This is a genomic window from Methylophilus sp., assembly GCF_052173275.1.
Classification (GTDB): domain Bacteria; phylum Pseudomonadota; class Gammaproteobacteria; order Burkholderiales; family Methylophilaceae; genus Methylophilus.
In genome coordinates this window covers 2138747-2154048 of sequence record NZ_JBQMUL010000002.1, presented here as the reverse complement: position 1 = coordinate 2154048, position 15302 = coordinate 2138747, and the positions used below count along the sequence as shown (strand labels likewise).

Below are 15302 nucleotides of genomic sequence, written 5' to 3'. Positions count from 1 at the left end.
TATGCCTAAAATCACTATTCTCCCGCATGCTGAACTTTGCCCGAAAGGCGCTGTGATCGAAGCAGAAAAAGGGACCTCTATTTGTGATGCACTACACAATCATGATATTGATATTGATAGTGCCTGCGGCGGTGTCTGTGCCTGTACCACTTGCCATGTAGTCGTGCGCGAAGGGTTTAAAACCCTGAACGAGATCGAGGAAGACGAAGAGGATATGCTGGACCGTGCCTGGGGCTTACAGCCTTTCTCACGGCTCTCGTGCCAGGCCATTTTGCAAGAGGCCGATGTGACGGTGGAAATCCCCAAATACAGTATTAACCTGGCCAAAGAAGGCCATCAATAATCAAAAAAGCCGATGTCAACATCGGCTTTTTTGTTTGGTAGTGCTGAGTGACTCATTCTGCTTAGTCGCCAAGCACGTAGTCATTAGCCTACATACGTATCATCCAGGAAGTTCACCTTACCTGTCGAAATATCATAGATCGCACCAACAATCGCAATTTGCTTGCTTTGTATCATGTCATCCACGATATCGCTGCTGCGGATAATCGTATCTATCTGGTACCTGACGCTTAATTCATTGATCTTTTCCACAAAATCAGGATTTTTGGAATTACGTTGTGCCGGGTCAGCCACCGTTTTTTCATGACGGATCGCAGGTTTGATCAGGTTGATGATTTCACCGATATGGCCATCTTTAAAGTCATCACACGCAGCTTTGACTGCGCCACAGGAAGTATGCCCCATCACCACAATCAATTTGCTGCCCAGGTATTTGCTGGCGAATTCCAGGCTGCCCATGGCTTTGTCTGACGCAATGTTACCTGCCAGGCGCACACTGAAAATATCACCTAGTGCCTGATCGAATAACAACTCGACCGGTGCGCGCGAATCACTGCAACTGAGGAAAGAGGCAAACGGATGCTGTTTGTCTTTAGTGATCTGAATCAGCGCCTTGAAATCCTTTTCTTCCTCGATATCTGAAGTAAAACGACGGTTACCTTCTATCAAGATATCCAGCGCCTCGCGCGGCGTCATATTTTCACGGTCCAGTAAGGGGTGTTTATACATGCTATATCCTCTAATAAATTATTGTATTTGCAGGGCGCAAGGCCCTGCTTTTCATTAATGCCCCAGCAAATGCTTGGGCGGGTTGAAGGCGATCGTTTCTACCGTAATATTTTTCAGCTTGGCGTGCTGCTGATAGCCATGGATAAACTCCACCACATCATAGGCAATCGCTTTGCTGTTAGTGCAATCGATGATGACTTTACTGTTGGGTGGAATGGCTTCCAGCACTTCCAGAATGCTGGCCTTGTTAAAGAAAGACACTTCTTCTGCCAACGCCAGTTCGTACACATCCTGCCCATCTTTAGTGGTGCGGGTCTGCTTGATGTAGTGCGAGTTGCGATAGCTGTGATGCAAAGTAAAAAAGATCGCGACCACTAAACCCAGGCCTATCCCGGTCAGCAGATCAGTAAAGACAATGGCGACGATAGTGACAATAAACGGGATAAACTGTTCCCAACCCAAGGCGTAAAGCTGTTTGAACAAACTGGGTTTAGCCAATTTGTAACCCACCATGATCAGGATAGTCGCCAGGCTGGCAAGCGGGATCAGGTTCAGGAAACTGGCAATGGTAATCGCGCTGAGCAGCAACCAGAAGCCATGCAAAATGGCGGATATTTTAGTTTGCGCGCCAAAAGTGATATTGGCACTACTGCGCACGATCACCTGGGTGACGGGCAACCCACCAATCAAACCAGAAACGACATTACCCAGGCCTTGCGCTTTAAGCTCACGGTTGGTCGGCGTCACGCGTTTCAAGACGTCCAGCTTATCGGTTGCCTCTACACATAACAATGTTTCCAGGCTGGCGACAATCGCCATCACCAAGGCTGTTTTAATCACTGCAGGATTTGCAATCTGGCTGAAATCAGGGTGGGTAAAGAAGCTGGTGAATTCACCCAGGCTACCTGCTACCGGCAATCGTACAATCTGATCTTCAGCCAGCGTGAAATTTAACCAGCCGCGCATAAAGGCAATATTGAACAATATCCCGACCAATACTACTACAATCGGGCCTTGCAGCAACTGAAAGATCCTGTGTTTTTTGGTTAATACGGTATCCCACAGAATCAGGATTGCGAAAGACACCGCGGCGATTAACACAGCCCCTGGCGTCAACAAGTCCCATGCTTGCAAAATATCGCTGAAGGTATTGTGCCCATCAAACGCATCAAAGGACTCATCGCCTTCGTAATCAGCGTCGTAACCGAAGGCATGTGGGATCTGTTTCAGGATGATCAGTAAGCCGATACCGGTCAGCATGCCGGTAATTACCGAAGAAGGCACAAAATAGGCGATAAATCCGGCCTTGAACTGACCCAGTAAAAACTGGAACACACCCGCCAACACCACGGCAGCTAAAAACACTTCATAAGAACCAAGGTTGCCGATCGCAGCCATCACGATCACGGCCAAACCAGCAGCCGGACCACTGACACCCAGTTGTGAGCCACTGGCCAGGCCAACCACGATACCGCCGACGATGCCTGCGATCACGCCTGAGAATAATGGAGCACCAGAAGCAAGTGCAATCCCCAGGCAAAGCGGGAGTGCGACAAAGAACACAACAATTGAAGCCGGTAGATCCCGGTTAAAATGCTTAAACAGGTCGAAAAAATTCGACCTTGATGATGCAGCGGACATAGTGTTTTTCCTTCACAAATGAAACAATTATTTATTATATTATTATCGTTAATTATAATTAAATTTTCTAATTACGCCACATACACAAAACCCCGCACGCATGCGGGGTGATTAGAACTTAAACACAATACTCAGTTCGCACTTAGTCTCTAGGCGTATCAGCAACGTATGGACGCTTGCCAATAAAGTTTAAACGCAGTTGCTGGTGCTTATCAAAGCCTTTGTCTGGTTTGTCAGTCACGATACCTGCGCCTTCCCATTTATCTTCAGCATTTTGCTGTTTAGCGACCGGTGTTTTACTGTATGGACGCTGGCTGCTGAAGTTTTTGTGATGCAAGGTACGTACATCATTATCCTGCGTTTGTGTTTCATCTGCATGAACATTCGCTAACAAACCGAATGAAACCAATACTACCAATAATAATTTACTCATTTCATACTCCTTTATCATTTAATCCGTCACGCAGCCTTCATGCATCCTACATAAGGCCTGGCAGCATTATCTGCCAGCAACCTTACGCGACTCTGACTACAGCGGGCGTTTACCGATAGAATGCATTCTCAGCAATTGCAGGTGTTTTTCTTTCTGTTCCTGGCCGGCAGTCATAGAAGCACCGACCCAGCCTTGTTCAGCATCGGCCTTATTCGCCACCACGACTGGTGCCTGATAAGGACGCTTGCTCAAAAATTGTTGATGATGCACTTTAGATTCCACAGCCACTTCTTCATCCTGTGCATGTACTGGCAACACAGCTACCAGACCAAATACCATTACTACTGCAGCATATACGTTACGCATGTTGTTACTCCTTTTCATTGTTTGTTGGACACTCATTGTTCGGTTGGGTTTTAACTGATTCATCATGGTTTGCATTTTGCACCGTGCATGACAACAAAAAATCTACCGATATAGGTAGTTCGGTATATACTTAACGGCATATGCCGAATGACAGCCCCACCCCAGAAGCCGAGAGCGCGTTTGCCCTGCGTAGCACCCTGAAACAAAGCCAGGCGCAAATGGCGCAGGACAAACTGTTTGAAAAATTCGGCCAGCAATTATTCGTTTCCGGCTGGTCTACCGAACTGTTGCAATGGTTGCTGGATGAAATTTGCCTGCAATTTGGTGCCCAGCATGGCCTGATCAGCCAGCAGCACGGTGGCGCATTAAAAATACTGGCCCAGCGTGGCAAGAGCTTTCCTGTCGGTGCGCGCATCCCCATGCTTGGTGCATTGGGTCAATGGTTGAAAGAACCTATCCGATTTGAAGTACATACCCACTATGTGCCCAGCTTATGGACACTGCCTACCCCAATAGATGTCAATCTGCATTCCTATCACCTGCCTATCGCCTGCCAGCAACGTGCAGTCGGCTTACTGGCGCTGGTTACCGGCAACCCTTTAAGCCATAGCAGTTTGCAGATTCTGTATAGTCTGTGCGGCATGCTGGGTTTTTCCTTGTATGGCCAGGCCCAGGCCACCAGTGTGGTGGATGACAGTTATGTGCAAAAACTCACGCCGCGCGAGCGCGAAGTATTCGCTTTATTGCCTTCTGGCGCCAGCAATGCCTTGCTAGCCAGCAAGCTCGGCATCTCTCCCGGCACGGTTAAAATCCACATTGAACGCATCCTCAGCAAGCTGGACCTGAATGACCGCACACAAGCCGCTGTCAAAGCGGTGGAAGCCGGATTTAAAAGCGATGGATTGTGATCACTGATATGGCTTTCCGTCATTTAAAAGCATTCAGTTACTTGAACCAGCGTTGGCAGGATGCGCCGTTGACCATCAAGGGCATTATCTTAAATACCCTGCCACTGACCGTGTTGCTGGCTTCCCTGGCCCTGATCTTTGAAAGTGAACAACAGGCAGCCTTGCTCGAGCGACGCGTGCAAAATGCCTTGCAGATCCAGCAAGACATTCAAACCCTGCAAACGCAATTGCTGGAAGCCTCCACCGGCGTGCGTGATTACCTGCTGACCGGCAATCACCAGTTCTTGTCCGGTTATGAAAGCGCCAAACAGGCCATGCCACAGCTGCTCACTTCGCTGGAACTGCGGCTGGATGACCAGGCACAGCAGAAACTGCTATTGGTAATACACCCGCTGGTACAAAAAAACCTCAACGACCTGGCCGCGCTGGCCAGCAATACCGAGAAGGAAGCGAATGAAGAACTGATACGCAAATTCAGCTCACAGGGCGCAGCGCTGAATCAGCTCCGTACGCATCTGGACCAGATGAGTTTGCGCGAGTCACGTATCGTCGACCAGGATAAAAACGAAGTCATTTATGAGCGCAAGCGTAACTTGCGCATCACTCTGATGGCGGTGATTGCCGGTGTATGTGGCTCGCTGATAGGCGTATGGGTGTTCACACAAACCATCGTCGCACGCGTGAGGACCATACGCGACAGCGCCATCCACCTGGTCAAAAGCGAGCCACTGGCACTGCCCAGCATCAGCCAGGACGAGCTCGGCGAGCTGACCATGGAACTGGAACATGCATCACAATTACTGAAGAAAAGTGCGCAGGAAGCCCACCTGGCGCGCGTCGAGGCCGAAGAAGCCAGTGCCGCCAAAAGTAACTTCCTGTCGCGCACCAGCCACGAACTGCGCACCCCGCTCAATGCGATTCTAGGCTTTGCGCAGATTCTGGAAAATGATCTGCCTGACGGCCGCCAGAAAGACAGCGCGACCCTGATCCATAATGCCGGCCAACATCTGCTCAAACTCATTAACGAGGTGCTGGATATTTCGCGTATCGAGAGCGGCGATATCGGCATGTCTATGGAAGTCATCGCGCTCAACCCTTTGCTGGAAGAAGCCTACCACTATCTCAAACCGCTGGAAAAAGTACGCGACATGAGCATGGAAACCCTTTTTGAACCTGGGTTGAAAGTGCGTGCCGACCGCCAACGTCTGTTGCAAGTGATTTTGAATCTGCTGGCAAATGCGCTGAAATATGGCCCTGAAAACACATCAGTTAAAGTCAGCGCCTATCGCCAGCATGGCCAGATCCGCGTCGAAGTGCTTGATCAGGGCAAAGGCATTCCGGGGGAACTGCGCTCACGCCTGTTTACGCCATTTGACCGCCTGGGCGCAGAACGCACAGTGACCGAAGGCACCGGGCTGGGGCTGGTTCTCAGCAAACAGTTGATGGACGCCATGGGCGGGCAGATTGGCGTGGCTGAAGATCAAAGCATGTTCTGGTTCAGCCTGCCAGCCTGCGAGGATGAACTGCAGGCACAGGCATCGCCAGAGTCTGCCACTGAGCTTAATGTGCAGGGCTCAGTCACCACATCCTCCCGTAAACGCCATATCCTGTACGTGGAAGATAACCCGAGCAACCAGGCATTGATGCAAGCCATCATGACCAAACATCGCCATATCAAGCTGCACATTGCCGCCAGCCTGCAAGAAAGCATGGTCTGGCTGCGCGACATGACGCCGGATATGCTGTTGCTGGATTTAAACCTGCCGGACGGCTCCGGTGAATCGCTGATTCAACATATCCAGTCTACCCGCGATAACCTGCGCGATGTCCCGCTGGTGATTTTGAGCGCCGATGCCTTGCCTGAAACCATGCAACGCCTCAATGCACTCGGCATCACCCATTACTTTACCAAGCCGTTAAACGTTGCCACTTTTAACCAGCTACTGCTAAAAATACTGCCTGAACCGACACCATGAATATTGAACAACCATAAGTATTGAACGCTATGAACATAGAACAATTGCGCGCCTCCAAAATCCTGATCATCGATGATGCCGAAGCCAACCTGCGCTTGCTGGAAGAGCTGCTGACCAAAGAAGGCTTTGAGCAGGTCATCAGCACTACTGACCCGACCAAAACCATGGACCTGGTCAATGCCTTCCTGCCAGACCTGATCCTGCTGGATTTGATGATGCCGGTGCTGGATGGTTTTGCCGTACTGGACCAGCTCTCTCACCATGTCGGCCCGCATGATTTCTTGCCTGTATTGGTATTGACCGCTGACGCCACCATCGCTACCCGCCGCAAGGCACTGGCATTGGGCGCCAAAGATTTCCTGACCAAGCCGTTTGACCATATGGAAGCCATGCTGCGGGTGTGGAACCTGCTGGAAACACGCTGGCTGTTTAATCAGCTCAAAATGCACCAACCCAATCTGCATTTACCAGGCATGAATACGCAAACACCTTAAACCCCCTGCAAAATTCAGCGTGAATTAAGGCACACAGACTATCGTGATCATTCAACCCCTTTAATTTGGAGATCACGATGAACAACTTTATTCAAACATCCAGCCGCGTCCTGATGCTCAGCCTGCTTTGCGGCATACTGGCAAGCCAACCTGCCATGGCAGACGATGATGGCGACGATATTCAGAAAATGACCGAAATGGCAAAAGCGTTCGGCTTTATTTCGTGGGAAGAGGCACAAGCCAAAGCCCTGGCAGCTAAACCTGGCGTGGTGAAAGAAGTCGAACTGGAACGCCGTAAATTCAAATCTGGCTACGATTACGAAGTGGAGATCGTCGATGCCAATGGCGCGGAATGGGAAGTCTATATCGATGCGAAAACCGGCAAGGTGAATAGCATTAACCGCGACTGGTTTTAAGCCTTGGCGGCTGGGTTCAATCTTGGGTCAGCGGCTGACCTGATGCCTGTGTCATGCAGGCATCAGGCTTAATTGAATACGCAAACCACCCAGCCGTGCAGAATGGTCCAGCGCAATGCTGCCATGATAATGCTGCACAATATCCTGCACGATGGCCAGACCCAAACCACTGCCCGGTTTGGATTCATCCATGCGCATGCCGCGTTGCAGCAGTGTTTCCAGTGCTGGCGCGCTACTGCCCGGGCCGTCATCTTCCACCACGATTTGAATGTCACGCTGTCCGGAAGTATTCAGTTGTACCTGTATATTCAACTGCACCTGGCCACGACACCATTTAAACGCGTTATCCAGTACATTACCCAGCAGTTCCAGCATGTCTTCCCTGTCTATCATCAGCTTGGTCTGCGCAGTGTGCTGCCAGGCAAAAGCCACCTGCTTTTCACTATAGATCTTTTGCAGGGTCGCCACTAGTTTCGGCACTTCTATTTCGAGGTCGGTCTGCTGGCTGGTATACACATCCCCCATGAGCCGGGCGCGCTTGAGCTCACGTTCTACATCCTGGTGGATTTCTTCTGCGCAGACTTTCATCGACGCTCGCAGTTGCGAGATGCCTATCCTGGCGTCGCTATCAAATAGCAGATTCAAATGCGCCAGCCGGGTTTTAAGTGCGTGGGCAAGATTGCCGATCGACAGGCGCGAACGCTTGGTTTTCTGGCTGGCACTTTTCAGGATGCGGTTGAATTCATTGACCAATGGCATCACCTCTGCCGGGCCATTGGCATTGATCTGCTGCAACTCGCCGCTAGCAACGCGCGCCAGATTGTCTTTGATCTCATGTAGCGGGTTTAAGCTATTCAGCACGATCCAGCGCTGCAAGGCTAACAATGCCAGCAGCCCTAACAGGGATAATGCGCCATAAATACCATGAAACACCCGCAAACTATGCTGCAACTCGAACAGGCTTTCAGCGATATAGATGGTGATATTGTGCTGCTGTTTACGGTAGCCGTGCCCTAAAAACAGCAAAGGCTGGTCTTCAGGGCCGGTGATGCGCGTCACTTGCTGTTCGCCCACCGCCAGCTGCGTCACGGGCAAGGTGACATCCCAGGCGGAACGTGACTGGAGCTTATGCGCTTCATCCGTCATCACCACAAAATAGCGGCCGGAAAAAGGTCGCTGGTAGCCACTGGTGATCAAGCGCTGTTCTACCACTGGCTGGCCGCGGCTGTTGATCGTCACGCCCGCCAGCAGGCCTTCTGCCTCTTGCTGCATGCGCTCTGTCATCTGCGACTGCACCAGGTGGTCTATGGTAAAGGTCACCACTGCCCACTGCAACGTGAGCAGCCCGACCAGGCTGAGCGTCAGGCCCAGTGTCAGCTGTCTGCGTAGCGATTTCATGATGAATGACTTTCAGCAGCAGCGTTGCCGAATACATAGCCTTGCCCGCGTCTGGTCTGGATCTTGTCGACACCGATCTTCTGCCGCAAGCGGTTCACGTACACTTCGATCACATTGCTGTCTTTATCTGCATCATAGGCATACACATGCTCGGTAAGCTCACTTTTGGAGAGTATCTGCCCCGGATGCAGCATGAGATAGCGCAACAGGCGGAACTCGGTCCCGGTTAATGCGTAAGATTCAGCGCCCTGCCAGACCGTTTGCGTATGCTCATCCAGCCGCAAACCTTCCATGGCAAGGTCACCACTAACCAGGCCTATGCTACGTTTATGTACGGCACTGATACGCGCCAACAGCTCCTCGATATGAAAAGGTTTGGTGACATAGTCATCGGCACCCAGGTTAAAAGCTTCTACTTTTTCCTGCCAGCTACTGCGGGCAGTCAGTACAATCACCGGCATGCTCAGCCCTTCCGCACGCCAGGCTTGCAGTATTTGCAGGCCGCTTAGCCCCGGCAAGCCAAGGTCAAGGATAGCCACATCATACGGTTCCAGACTGCCCTGGACTCTGGCTTCATTGCCCTGCTGAAACCAGTCGCTGGCGTACCCGGCCGCTTTCAGGGCCTGTTGCACATTGGCGCCCAGCAAAGCATCATCTTCCGCCAGCAGCAAGCGCATCAGTCATCCAGTTCCATTTTGAGCAGCTGGCCGGTTCTGGCGTCCAGCTTCAGTTCCCACACCTGGCTACGCGTGTCGAGGATCTCCACCTCATACAGGTAGCGCCCATGTTTTTTTTCAAGTTCCACCTCCAGGATTTCGCCAGGTTTGTGAGCCTTCGCCAGTTTGGATATCTTCTCCAGGCTTAAAATCTGGCCTTTGGCAGAAAGCTGCCCGGCGCTGGCCGGGCTCTCTCCCGAGCCGGCCTGTGGCAGCAACCAGCCGCCTACAACCATACTCAACACCACTAAACCCGCCATCATCACCATGCGGGAGATGGTCAAAAACTTGTGCATATCACTCCTCGAGCTCTGATAGTCAGCATGCATATTGGCTAAAAGTGTAACAGCAATAAGATTAAATCAAGCTGAATAGTCATATGCGTCCGGCTATTCTGTGTTTCTGGCAGTCACGTTTTTACAGCAAAAAATACATACGAACATGCATGTAAACGTTACAATAACGCATTGAAGATTGAAACGATTCCACCAGTTAAAAACATGCAATTCCTTACCCATAGTTCCAGCGCCAAGCTGCCTACGCAGTATGGTGATTTTGATCTGCACGTGTTCCAGGACAACCGTACCAACGTTGAACATATTGCACTGACCTGCGGCGACATCACGCGTTCACAGAATCCGCTGGTACGTGTGCATTCCGAATGCCTGACCGGGGATGTGTTTTCTTCTACCCGTTGTGATTGCGGCGAGCAACTACACCATGCCCAACGACTCATCCAGGAACACGGCCACGGGCTGGTGTTATACCTGAAAAACCACGAGGGCCGCGGCATAGGCCTGAGCAATAAAATGCGCGCTTATGCCTTGCAGGATCAAGGGCTGGATACGGTAGAAGCCAATGAAGCGCTCGGGCTGCCGGTTGATAGCCGCAGCTATGAAGCCGCTTCTGAAATGCTGGCTTTTTTTGAGATCAATTCTGTACGCCTACTGACCAATAACCTGGGTAAAAAGTCTGCCCTGGAAGCGCTGGGCGTCACCGTGCATCAGCAAGTGCCCTTGCTGACAGAACCTACGGCTGAAAACCTCAAATACCTGCAAACCAAATCCATCAAGCTCGGTCATATTATTCCTGACCTGATGGGATAACCCGCGCAAACGCGCTGGGCGCGGTTGATTTATATGCTGCGCATGCCGCCTCAATTGCAGTTATAAGCATTCAATTAAATGTTATAAACGCGATCAAACGCCAGGTTTATACTGCTTTCTTGTCGCCTACAAAACAAGGAGCAAGCGAAATGAAACCTGAAACCATCTCCATCCATGGCGGCTACTCGCCAGAAGCCACCACCAAAGCCGTGGCAGTGCCCATCTACCAGACCACTTCTTACGCATTCGACAATACCCAGCACGGCGCCGACCTGTTTGACCTCAAAGTACAGGGCAATATTTACACGCGTATCATGAACCCGACCACCGCAGTGCTCGAGGAGCGCATCACGCAACTTGAAGGCGGCATAGGCGGCCTGGCAGTGGCTTCGGGTATGGCCGCCATCACCTACGCGATTCAAACTATTGCCGAAGCCGGCGACAATATTGTCTCGGTTTCCACCCTGTATGGCGGCACTTATAACCTGTTTGCACACACCTTGCCCAAGCAAGGCATTGAGGTGCGGTTTTTTGATTACCGCGACCCGTCCTCGCTGGAGAAGCTCATCGATAGCCGCACCAAACTGGTATTCGCCGAAACCATAGGCAATCCGCTGGGCAATGTAGTGGATTTGGCCGCGATCAGCGCAGCCGCGCACAAACATGGCGTGCCGGTGATCGTAGACAATACCGTGGCAACGCCTATCCTGGTAAAACCGTTTGAACATGGCGTAGATATTGTCGTCCACTCGCTCACAAAATACATAGGTGGGCATGGCAACTCCATAGGCGGCATGATTGTGGATAGCGGTAAATTCCCGTGGGCAGCGCACGCAGCACGCTTCCCCAGCCTGAATACGCCAGACCCCAGCTACCACGGCGTCAACTATGTCGAGGCCCTGGGCCCGGCTGCGTTTATCGCCCGTGCGCGCGTGGTGCCCTTGCGCAATACCGGCTCGGCCATCAGCCCGTTTAACAGCTTTCTTATCCTGCAAGGGCTGGAGACATTATCATTACGCATGGAACGGCACAGCAGCAATGCGCTGGCGATTGCGCATTACCTGAAACAGCACCCGAAAGTGAAATGGGTCAACTATGCCGGCCTGGAAGACCATAGCGATTACCCGCTAGTTAAAAAATACCTGAATGGCCTGGCGTCCGGCATCCTGTCTTTTGGCGTGCAAGGCGGAAAAGAAGGTGGCACCAGGTTTATTGATGCATTGCAATTATTCACCCGCCTGGTCAATATCGGCGATGCCAAAAGCCTGGCCTGCCACCCGGCCACCACCACGCACAGACAACTCAATCCCGAAGAGCTGGCAAAGGCAGGCGTAAGCGAAGACTTGGTCAGACTTTCGGCTGGCCTTGAGCATATTGACGATTTGATCAGCGACCTGGAACAAGCGCTGGCAAAGGTTTAAGGTTTTTTAACAGCTAGCCCCTTTGATGCAAATTCAAATCTGGCATACTGTTCCCACTCACTTAGCCATAGGAAAACACGTGAAGTATCTTTGCTTATTCATCCTGAGTTTTTTCATTTCCACTTTTTCCGGCGCGGCGCTTGCGCAAGACGCATACATCGGCCAATTCCTCTTCAAATATGAGGGTGGCAGTGTGTATCGGGTGACGGTCAATCACGCGAAGTCCATGTCATGGGAATGCATACAGGGCCCCGAAAAAGGTGCGAATGGCATTGAAAAACCTGATCGATTGAAAGTAGCAGATAAGATTTACTTTGTCAGCTGGGTGGAGAAAACCGGGATCCACGTGTCGCAAGTCATCAATTTAAACACCCTGAAAGTTTACTCTACGATTATTGACGGTAAAGAACGCTATGTGGTCTCTGGCGATATCGTGCGCGAGAAATAACTGAAACTTGATCGCCAAGAACTTTTCATGTGTAGCTGACATCAGACTGGCAGACAGTTTTTTTGTTTGCCCGGATTTTGAGCCACAATAAAAACGATACGCGCCAACGTTTCCTACTAATAAACCTTCCTCTTAAGGAGAAAATATGAAAAGTATCATTGCATTTACCCTGGTGCTTGCTTCAAGTGCGGCATTGGCAGATATCGTAGTGCCATTAAATGTAGTAGATGAAAAAAGGGCAGGTGCCAGCGCGGGCAAAGTCACTATTTCTGAAACCAGATATGGCCTGGTGTTTACACCTGAGCTGCAAGGCTTGCCTGCGGGGACGCATGGGTTTCATATCCACCAGAACCCAAGCTGCGAGCCTAAAGAGAAAGATGGTAAAGTCGCGGCCGCTGGTGCTGCCGGTGGTCACTATGACCCTGACAATCGCAATAAGCACGATGCACCCTGGGGCGATGGCCACCTGGGGGATCTGCCAGCGCTGTATGTGAACGCCAATGGCACTGCCACTCAACCGGTATTGGCACCACGCCTGAAACTGAGTGATGCCAGTGGCCGTGCGCTGATGGTGCATGTAGGCGGCGACAACCACTCCGACCATCCTGCCACGCTGGGCGGTGGCGGTGCACGGTTTGCCTGTGGCGTGATTAAATAAAGCTAACCAGAGATCATCTCATTGCATGACTCACACTAAAACCAAGGCAAAGCATGTCAGACGCAGATAAAATCAAAGGCCCTGCTTCCTACTTTCCGTCGATAGAACAAAAGTATGGCCAACCGGTTGAACACTGGTTTGATATATTGCGCCACGCGGGCGACCTCAAACATATGGAACTGGTAACGCTGCTTAAATCAGCGCATGGCTTGGGGCACGGTCATGCCAATGCCCTAGTGGCGCACCATCTGGCAAAAAATAAAGCCTAGGCTATAGAATCAGATTTTAAGTGGTACTGAGAGTTAAACTTTAAGTGGTACTGAAAACAAAAAAGGCGTAACGATCACCGTTACGCCTTTTTCATTTTAGTGCTGATTAAAACACGCGCAATTGCGTAGGCTTGAGGTATACCGTCTCGCCCTGTTTGAAGTTCAGCTGATTGAATACGTCACGGCCTAATTCAACATCTACATACTGCTCGTTATCGCTACGCTTGATCTCCAGGCGTACCAATGAACCGACTGAGTGTACATAGGTCAGCGCACCGGCAATGCTGTTCAATGCCGGCTCGCGGCTGACTGCGATCTCGTATGGACGCACAAAGCCTTTGCCCTGTGGCGTCTCAAATGCGTTCACATTGCCGAGGAACTCATACACAAATGGCGTAGACGGGTTGTCGTACACAGATTGCGGTGAACCCACCTGCTCGACTTGTCCGTGGTTCATGACGACGATGGTATCCGCCACTTCCAGCGCTTCTTCCTGATCGTGGGTGACAAAAACGCTGGTGACATGCAGCTCGTCATGCAGGCGACGCAACCAGCGGCGCAGGTCTTTACGCACTTTCGCATCCAGCGCGCCGAATGGCTCATCCAGCAATAATACTTTTGGTTCTACCGCCAATGCACGTGCCAGGGCGATACGCTGACGCTGGCCACCGGAAAGTTGTGGCGGGTAGCGGTCTGCCAGCCAGTCCAGTTGCACCAGTTTCAGCAGATCATGCACGCGTTTTTTGATTTCGGCGTTGGAAGGGCGGGTTTCCTTAGGACGCACGCGCAGGCCAAATGCCACGTTTTCAAATACAGTCATGTGCCTGAACAGCGCATAGTGCTGGAATACAAAACCCACCTGGCGGTCACGTACATCCGCATGTGTGGTATCTACGCCATCAAACAGCACCTGGCCACTATCAGGTGTTTCCAGGCCTGCGATAATGCGCAGCAGTGTGGTTTTACCGCAACCTGATGGCCCGAGCAATGCGACCAGTTCACCACTTGGCACTTCGAGGTGAATATCACGCAGCGCGCTGAATTGACCAAAACCTTTACTAATTTGTTGTATGGTGATGCCCATATTAAACCGTCACTTCCTTTTCCTGAGTAGCGGCATCATGTGATGCCCGCCATTCGACATAGGTTTTCAAAACCAGCGTTACCAGTGCCAGCAAGGTCAGCAGTGAAGCCACTGCAAACGCTGCCGCATAGTTATATTCGTTATACAAGATCTCGACATGCAGTGGCATGGTATTGGTCATGCCACGGATATGGCCGGATACAACGGATACCGCACCGAACTCACCCATGGCCCTGGCGTTGGTGAGGATCACACCGTAGATCAACCCCCATTTCACGTTTGGCAAAGTCACATGCCAGAGTATCTTCCAGCCGGAAGCCCCCAGCACCAGTGCCGCTTCTTCCTCTTCCTTACCTTGTGCTTCCATCAAGGGGATCAGCTCGCGGGCCACAAACGGGAAAGTGATGAAAATGGTCGCCAATATAATGCCCGGCACGGCGAAGATCACTTTGTAATCATGATCGATCAGCCACTCGCCAAACCAGCCTTGCAGGCCGAATATCAGCACAAAGATCAAACCGGCAATCACCGGTGACACGGCAAATGGCAAGTCAATCAGCGTGATCAGGAAGCTTTTGCCACGGAAATCAAACTTGGTGATTGCCCAGGCAGCGGCCACACCGAACACCAGGTTCAGCGGCACAGCAACCAAGGAGGCGATCAGTGTCAGCTTCATGGCAGACAAGGCATCTGAATCGGTAATGGCTGCCAGGTAAACACCCCAGCCTTTACGCAACGCCTCTGAAAAAACCGCTGCCAGCGGGATCAGCAGGAATAAGCCCAGGAACACCAAGGCGGTGGTGATCAGCGCCCAGCGCACCCAGGCAGGTTCTGAAGTGGCACGTTTATAAGCCACTTTGCCCTGGTATTGTTCAAATTGTGTTTTATGCATAGTTG

At 51.3% G+C, this 15302-nt stretch carries 19 protein-coding genes; 10 read left to right on the top strand and 9 right to left on the bottom strand.

Features of this window, described 5'->3' with window-relative positions; translation table 11 throughout:
* Position 1 precedes the first annotated feature (1 nt).
* Positions 2-343 (top strand): ISC system 2Fe-2S type ferredoxin, encoded by a 342-nt coding sequence (gene fdx, locus ACTS9Y_RS11590; protein WP_442586085.1) that lies wholly within the window; start codon positions 2-4, stop codon positions 341-343.
* An 83-nt stretch (positions 344-426) separates the two neighbouring features.
* Here fdx and ACTS9Y_RS11585 read toward each other — a convergent pair whose 3' ends face one another.
* From ACTS9Y_RS11585 to ACTS9Y_RS11570, 4 genes are all read right to left on the bottom strand, one after another.
* Entirely contained in the window at positions 427-1071 is a 645-nt protein-coding gene (locus ACTS9Y_RS11585) for a carbonic anhydrase (protein ID WP_442586084.1), read from the bottom strand.
* A gap of 54 nt (positions 1072-1125) precedes the next feature.
* Complete coding sequence (locus tag ACTS9Y_RS11580; protein WP_442586083.1) at positions 1126-2712, bottom strand: SulP family inorganic anion transporter; 1587 nt, start codon at positions 2710-2712, stop codon at positions 1126-1128.
* A gap of 142 nt (positions 2713-2854) precedes the next feature.
* On the bottom strand, positions 2855-3145 hold the full coding sequence (locus ACTS9Y_RS11575) for a hypothetical protein (RefSeq protein WP_442586082.1): 291 nt from the start codon (positions 3143-3145) through the stop codon (positions 2855-2857).
* 96 nt (positions 3146-3241) lie between these two features.
* The gene (locus ACTS9Y_RS11570; RefSeq protein WP_442586081.1) at positions 3242-3511 is read right to left on the bottom strand and encodes a hypothetical protein; all 270 of its coding nucleotides are present in this window, start codon (positions 3509-3511) and stop codon (positions 3242-3244) included.
* A 140-nt stretch (positions 3512-3651) separates the two neighbouring features.
* Between ACTS9Y_RS11570 and ACTS9Y_RS11565 the strand changes: the two genes are divergently transcribed.
* From ACTS9Y_RS11565 to ACTS9Y_RS11550, 4 genes are all read left to right on the top strand, one after another.
* Positions 3652-4419, top strand: a complete 768-nt coding sequence (locus tag ACTS9Y_RS11565; RefSeq protein ID WP_442586080.1) for a LuxR C-terminal-related transcriptional regulator — start codon at positions 3652-3654, stop codon at positions 4417-4419.
* A gap of 8 nt (positions 4420-4427) precedes the next feature.
* Positions 4428-6395, top strand: a complete 1968-nt coding sequence (locus ACTS9Y_RS11560; protein ID WP_442586945.1) for an ATP-binding protein — start codon at positions 4428-4430, stop codon at positions 6393-6395.
* A gap of 29 nt (positions 6396-6424) precedes the next feature.
* Entirely contained in the window at positions 6425-6889 is a 465-nt protein-coding gene (locus tag ACTS9Y_RS11555; protein WP_442586079.1) for a response regulator, read from the top strand.
* A 77-nt stretch (positions 6890-6966) separates the two neighbouring features.
* Entirely contained in the window at positions 6967-7305 is a 339-nt protein-coding gene (locus ACTS9Y_RS11550; protein ID WP_442586078.1) for a PepSY domain-containing protein, read from the top strand.
* A gap of 51 nt (positions 7306-7356) precedes the next feature.
* Here the strand turns inward: ACTS9Y_RS11550 and ACTS9Y_RS11545 are convergent, their stop codons facing one another.
* Genes ACTS9Y_RS11545 through ACTS9Y_RS11535 form a run of 3 tightly spaced genes read right to left on the bottom strand, consistent with a single transcriptional unit; the run spans position 7357 to position 9655 of the window.
* Positions 7357-8703, bottom strand: coding sequence for a sensor histidine kinase (locus ACTS9Y_RS11545; RefSeq protein ID WP_442586077.1), 1347 nt, complete (start codon positions 8701-8703; stop codon positions 7357-7359).
* Positions 8700-9380, bottom strand: coding sequence for a response regulator transcription factor (locus ACTS9Y_RS11540; RefSeq protein WP_442586076.1), 681 nt, complete (start codon positions 9378-9380; stop codon positions 8700-8702). Before ACTS9Y_RS11540 ends, ACTS9Y_RS11545 begins: the two co-directional genes overlap by 4 nt.
* Complete coding sequence (locus tag ACTS9Y_RS11535; protein ID WP_442586944.1) at positions 9380-9655, bottom strand: PepSY domain-containing protein; 276 nt, start codon at positions 9653-9655, stop codon at positions 9380-9382. Before ACTS9Y_RS11535 ends, ACTS9Y_RS11540 begins: the two co-directional genes overlap by 1 nt.
* A 264-nt stretch (positions 9656-9919) precedes the next feature.
* On the opposite strand from ACTS9Y_RS11535, the gene ribA reads away from it, so the two are divergent.
* From ribA to ACTS9Y_RS11510, 5 genes are all read left to right on the top strand, one after another.
* Positions 9920-10525 carry a GTP cyclohydrolase II gene (ribA, locus tag ACTS9Y_RS11530; RefSeq protein WP_442586075.1) on the top strand — a complete coding sequence of 202 codons (606 nt, stop codon included), beginning with the start codon at positions 9920-9922 and terminating at the stop codon, positions 10523-10525.
* Between the two features lie 149 nt (positions 10526-10674).
* Positions 10675-11946, top strand: a complete 1272-nt coding sequence (locus ACTS9Y_RS11525) for an O-acetylhomoserine aminocarboxypropyltransferase/cysteine synthase family protein (RefSeq protein WP_442586074.1) — start codon at positions 10675-10677, stop codon at positions 11944-11946.
* A 79-nt stretch (positions 11947-12025) separates the two neighbouring features.
* Positions 12026-12394 carry a MoaF-related domain-containing protein gene (locus tag ACTS9Y_RS11520; protein ID WP_442586073.1) on the top strand — a complete coding sequence of 123 codons (369 nt, stop codon included), beginning with the start codon at positions 12026-12028 and terminating at the stop codon, positions 12392-12394.
* A gap of 145 nt (positions 12395-12539) precedes the next feature.
* Positions 12540-13052, top strand: coding sequence for a superoxide dismutase [Cu-Zn] SodC (sodC, locus tag ACTS9Y_RS11515; protein WP_442586072.1), 513 nt, complete (start codon positions 12540-12542; stop codon positions 13050-13052).
* A 53-nt stretch (positions 13053-13105) separates the two neighbouring features.
* Positions 13106-13321 carry a DUF4287 domain-containing protein gene (locus ACTS9Y_RS11510; protein WP_442586071.1) on the top strand — a complete coding sequence of 72 codons (216 nt, stop codon included), beginning with the start codon at positions 13106-13108 and terminating at the stop codon, positions 13319-13321.
* A 106-nt stretch (positions 13322-13427) separates the two neighbouring features.
* Here ACTS9Y_RS11510 and ACTS9Y_RS11505 read toward each other — a convergent pair whose 3' ends face one another.
* Together ACTS9Y_RS11505 and cysW are read right to left on the bottom strand one after the other, a co-directional pair.
* Complete coding sequence (locus ACTS9Y_RS11505; protein WP_442586070.1) at positions 13428-14405, bottom strand: sulfate/molybdate ABC transporter ATP-binding protein; 978 nt, start codon at positions 14403-14405, stop codon at positions 13428-13430.
* A gap of 1 nt (position 14406) precedes the next feature.
* On the bottom strand, positions 14407-15297 hold the full coding sequence (gene cysW, locus ACTS9Y_RS11500) for a sulfate ABC transporter permease subunit CysW (RefSeq protein WP_442586069.1): 891 nt from the start codon (positions 15295-15297) through the stop codon (positions 14407-14409).
* Positions 15298-15302 lie beyond the last annotated feature (5 nt).

Bases quoted from the DNA above. Each gene is read 5' to 3' on its own strand.
- ACTS9Y_RS11580 (WP_442586083.1), bottom strand. From the start codon at position 2,712: ATGTCCGCTGCATCATCAAGGTCGAATTTTTTCGACCTGTTTAAGCAT.
- ACTS9Y_RS11535 (WP_442586944.1), bottom strand. From the start codon at position 9,655: ATGGTTGTAGGCGGCTGGTTGCTGCCACAGGCCGGCTCGGGAGAGAGC.
- ACTS9Y_RS11570 (WP_442586081.1), bottom strand. From the start codon at position 3,511: ATGCGTAACGTATATGCTGCAGTAGTAATGGTATTTGGTCTGGTAGCT.
- sodC (WP_442586072.1), top strand. From the start codon at position 12,540: ATGAAAAGTATCATTGCATTTACCCTGGTGCTTGCTTCAAGTGCGGCA.
- ACTS9Y_RS11525 (WP_442586074.1), top strand. From the start codon at position 10,675: ATGAAACCTGAAACCATCTCCATCCATGGCGGCTACTCGCCAGAAGCC.
- ACTS9Y_RS11505 (WP_442586070.1), bottom strand. From the start codon at position 14,405: ATGGGCATCACCATACAACAAATTAGTAAAGGTTTTGGTCAATTCAGC.
- ACTS9Y_RS11565 (WP_442586080.1), top strand. From the start codon at position 3,652: ATGCCGAATGACAGCCCCACCCCAGAAGCCGAGAGCGCGTTTGCCCTG.
- ribA (WP_442586075.1), top strand. From the start codon at position 9,920: ATGCAATTCCTTACCCATAGTTCCAGCGCCAAGCTGCCTACGCAGTAT.
- cysW (WP_442586069.1), bottom strand. From the start codon at position 15,297: ATGCATAAAACACAATTTGAACAATACCAGGGCAAAGTGGCTTATAAA.
- ACTS9Y_RS11575 (WP_442586082.1), bottom strand. From the start codon at position 3,145: ATGAGTAAATTATTATTGGTAGTATTGGTTTCATTCGGTTTGTTAGCG.
- ACTS9Y_RS11540 (WP_442586076.1), bottom strand. From the start codon at position 9,380: ATGCGCTTGCTGCTGGCGGAAGATGATGCTTTGCTGGGCGCCAATGTG.
- ACTS9Y_RS11550 (WP_442586078.1), top strand. From the start codon at position 6,967: ATGAACAACTTTATTCAAACATCCAGCCGCGTCCTGATGCTCAGCCTG.
- ACTS9Y_RS11555 (WP_442586079.1), top strand. From the start codon at position 6,425: ATGAACATAGAACAATTGCGCGCCTCCAAAATCCTGATCATCGATGAT.
- ACTS9Y_RS11545 (WP_442586077.1), bottom strand. From the start codon at position 8,703: ATGAAATCGCTACGCAGACAGCTGACACTGGGCCTGACGCTCAGCCTG.
- ACTS9Y_RS11585 (WP_442586084.1), bottom strand. From the start codon at position 1,071: ATGTATAAACACCCCTTACTGGACCGTGAAAATATGACGCCGCGCGAG.
- fdx (WP_442586085.1), top strand. From the start codon at position 2: ATGCCTAAAATCACTATTCTCCCGCATGCTGAACTTTGCCCGAAAGGC.
- ACTS9Y_RS11560 (WP_442586945.1), top strand. From the start codon at position 4,428: ATGGCTTTCCGTCATTTAAAAGCATTCAGTTACTTGAACCAGCGTTGG.
- ACTS9Y_RS11510 (WP_442586071.1), top strand. From the start codon at position 13,106: ATGTCAGACGCAGATAAAATCAAAGGCCCTGCTTCCTACTTTCCGTCG.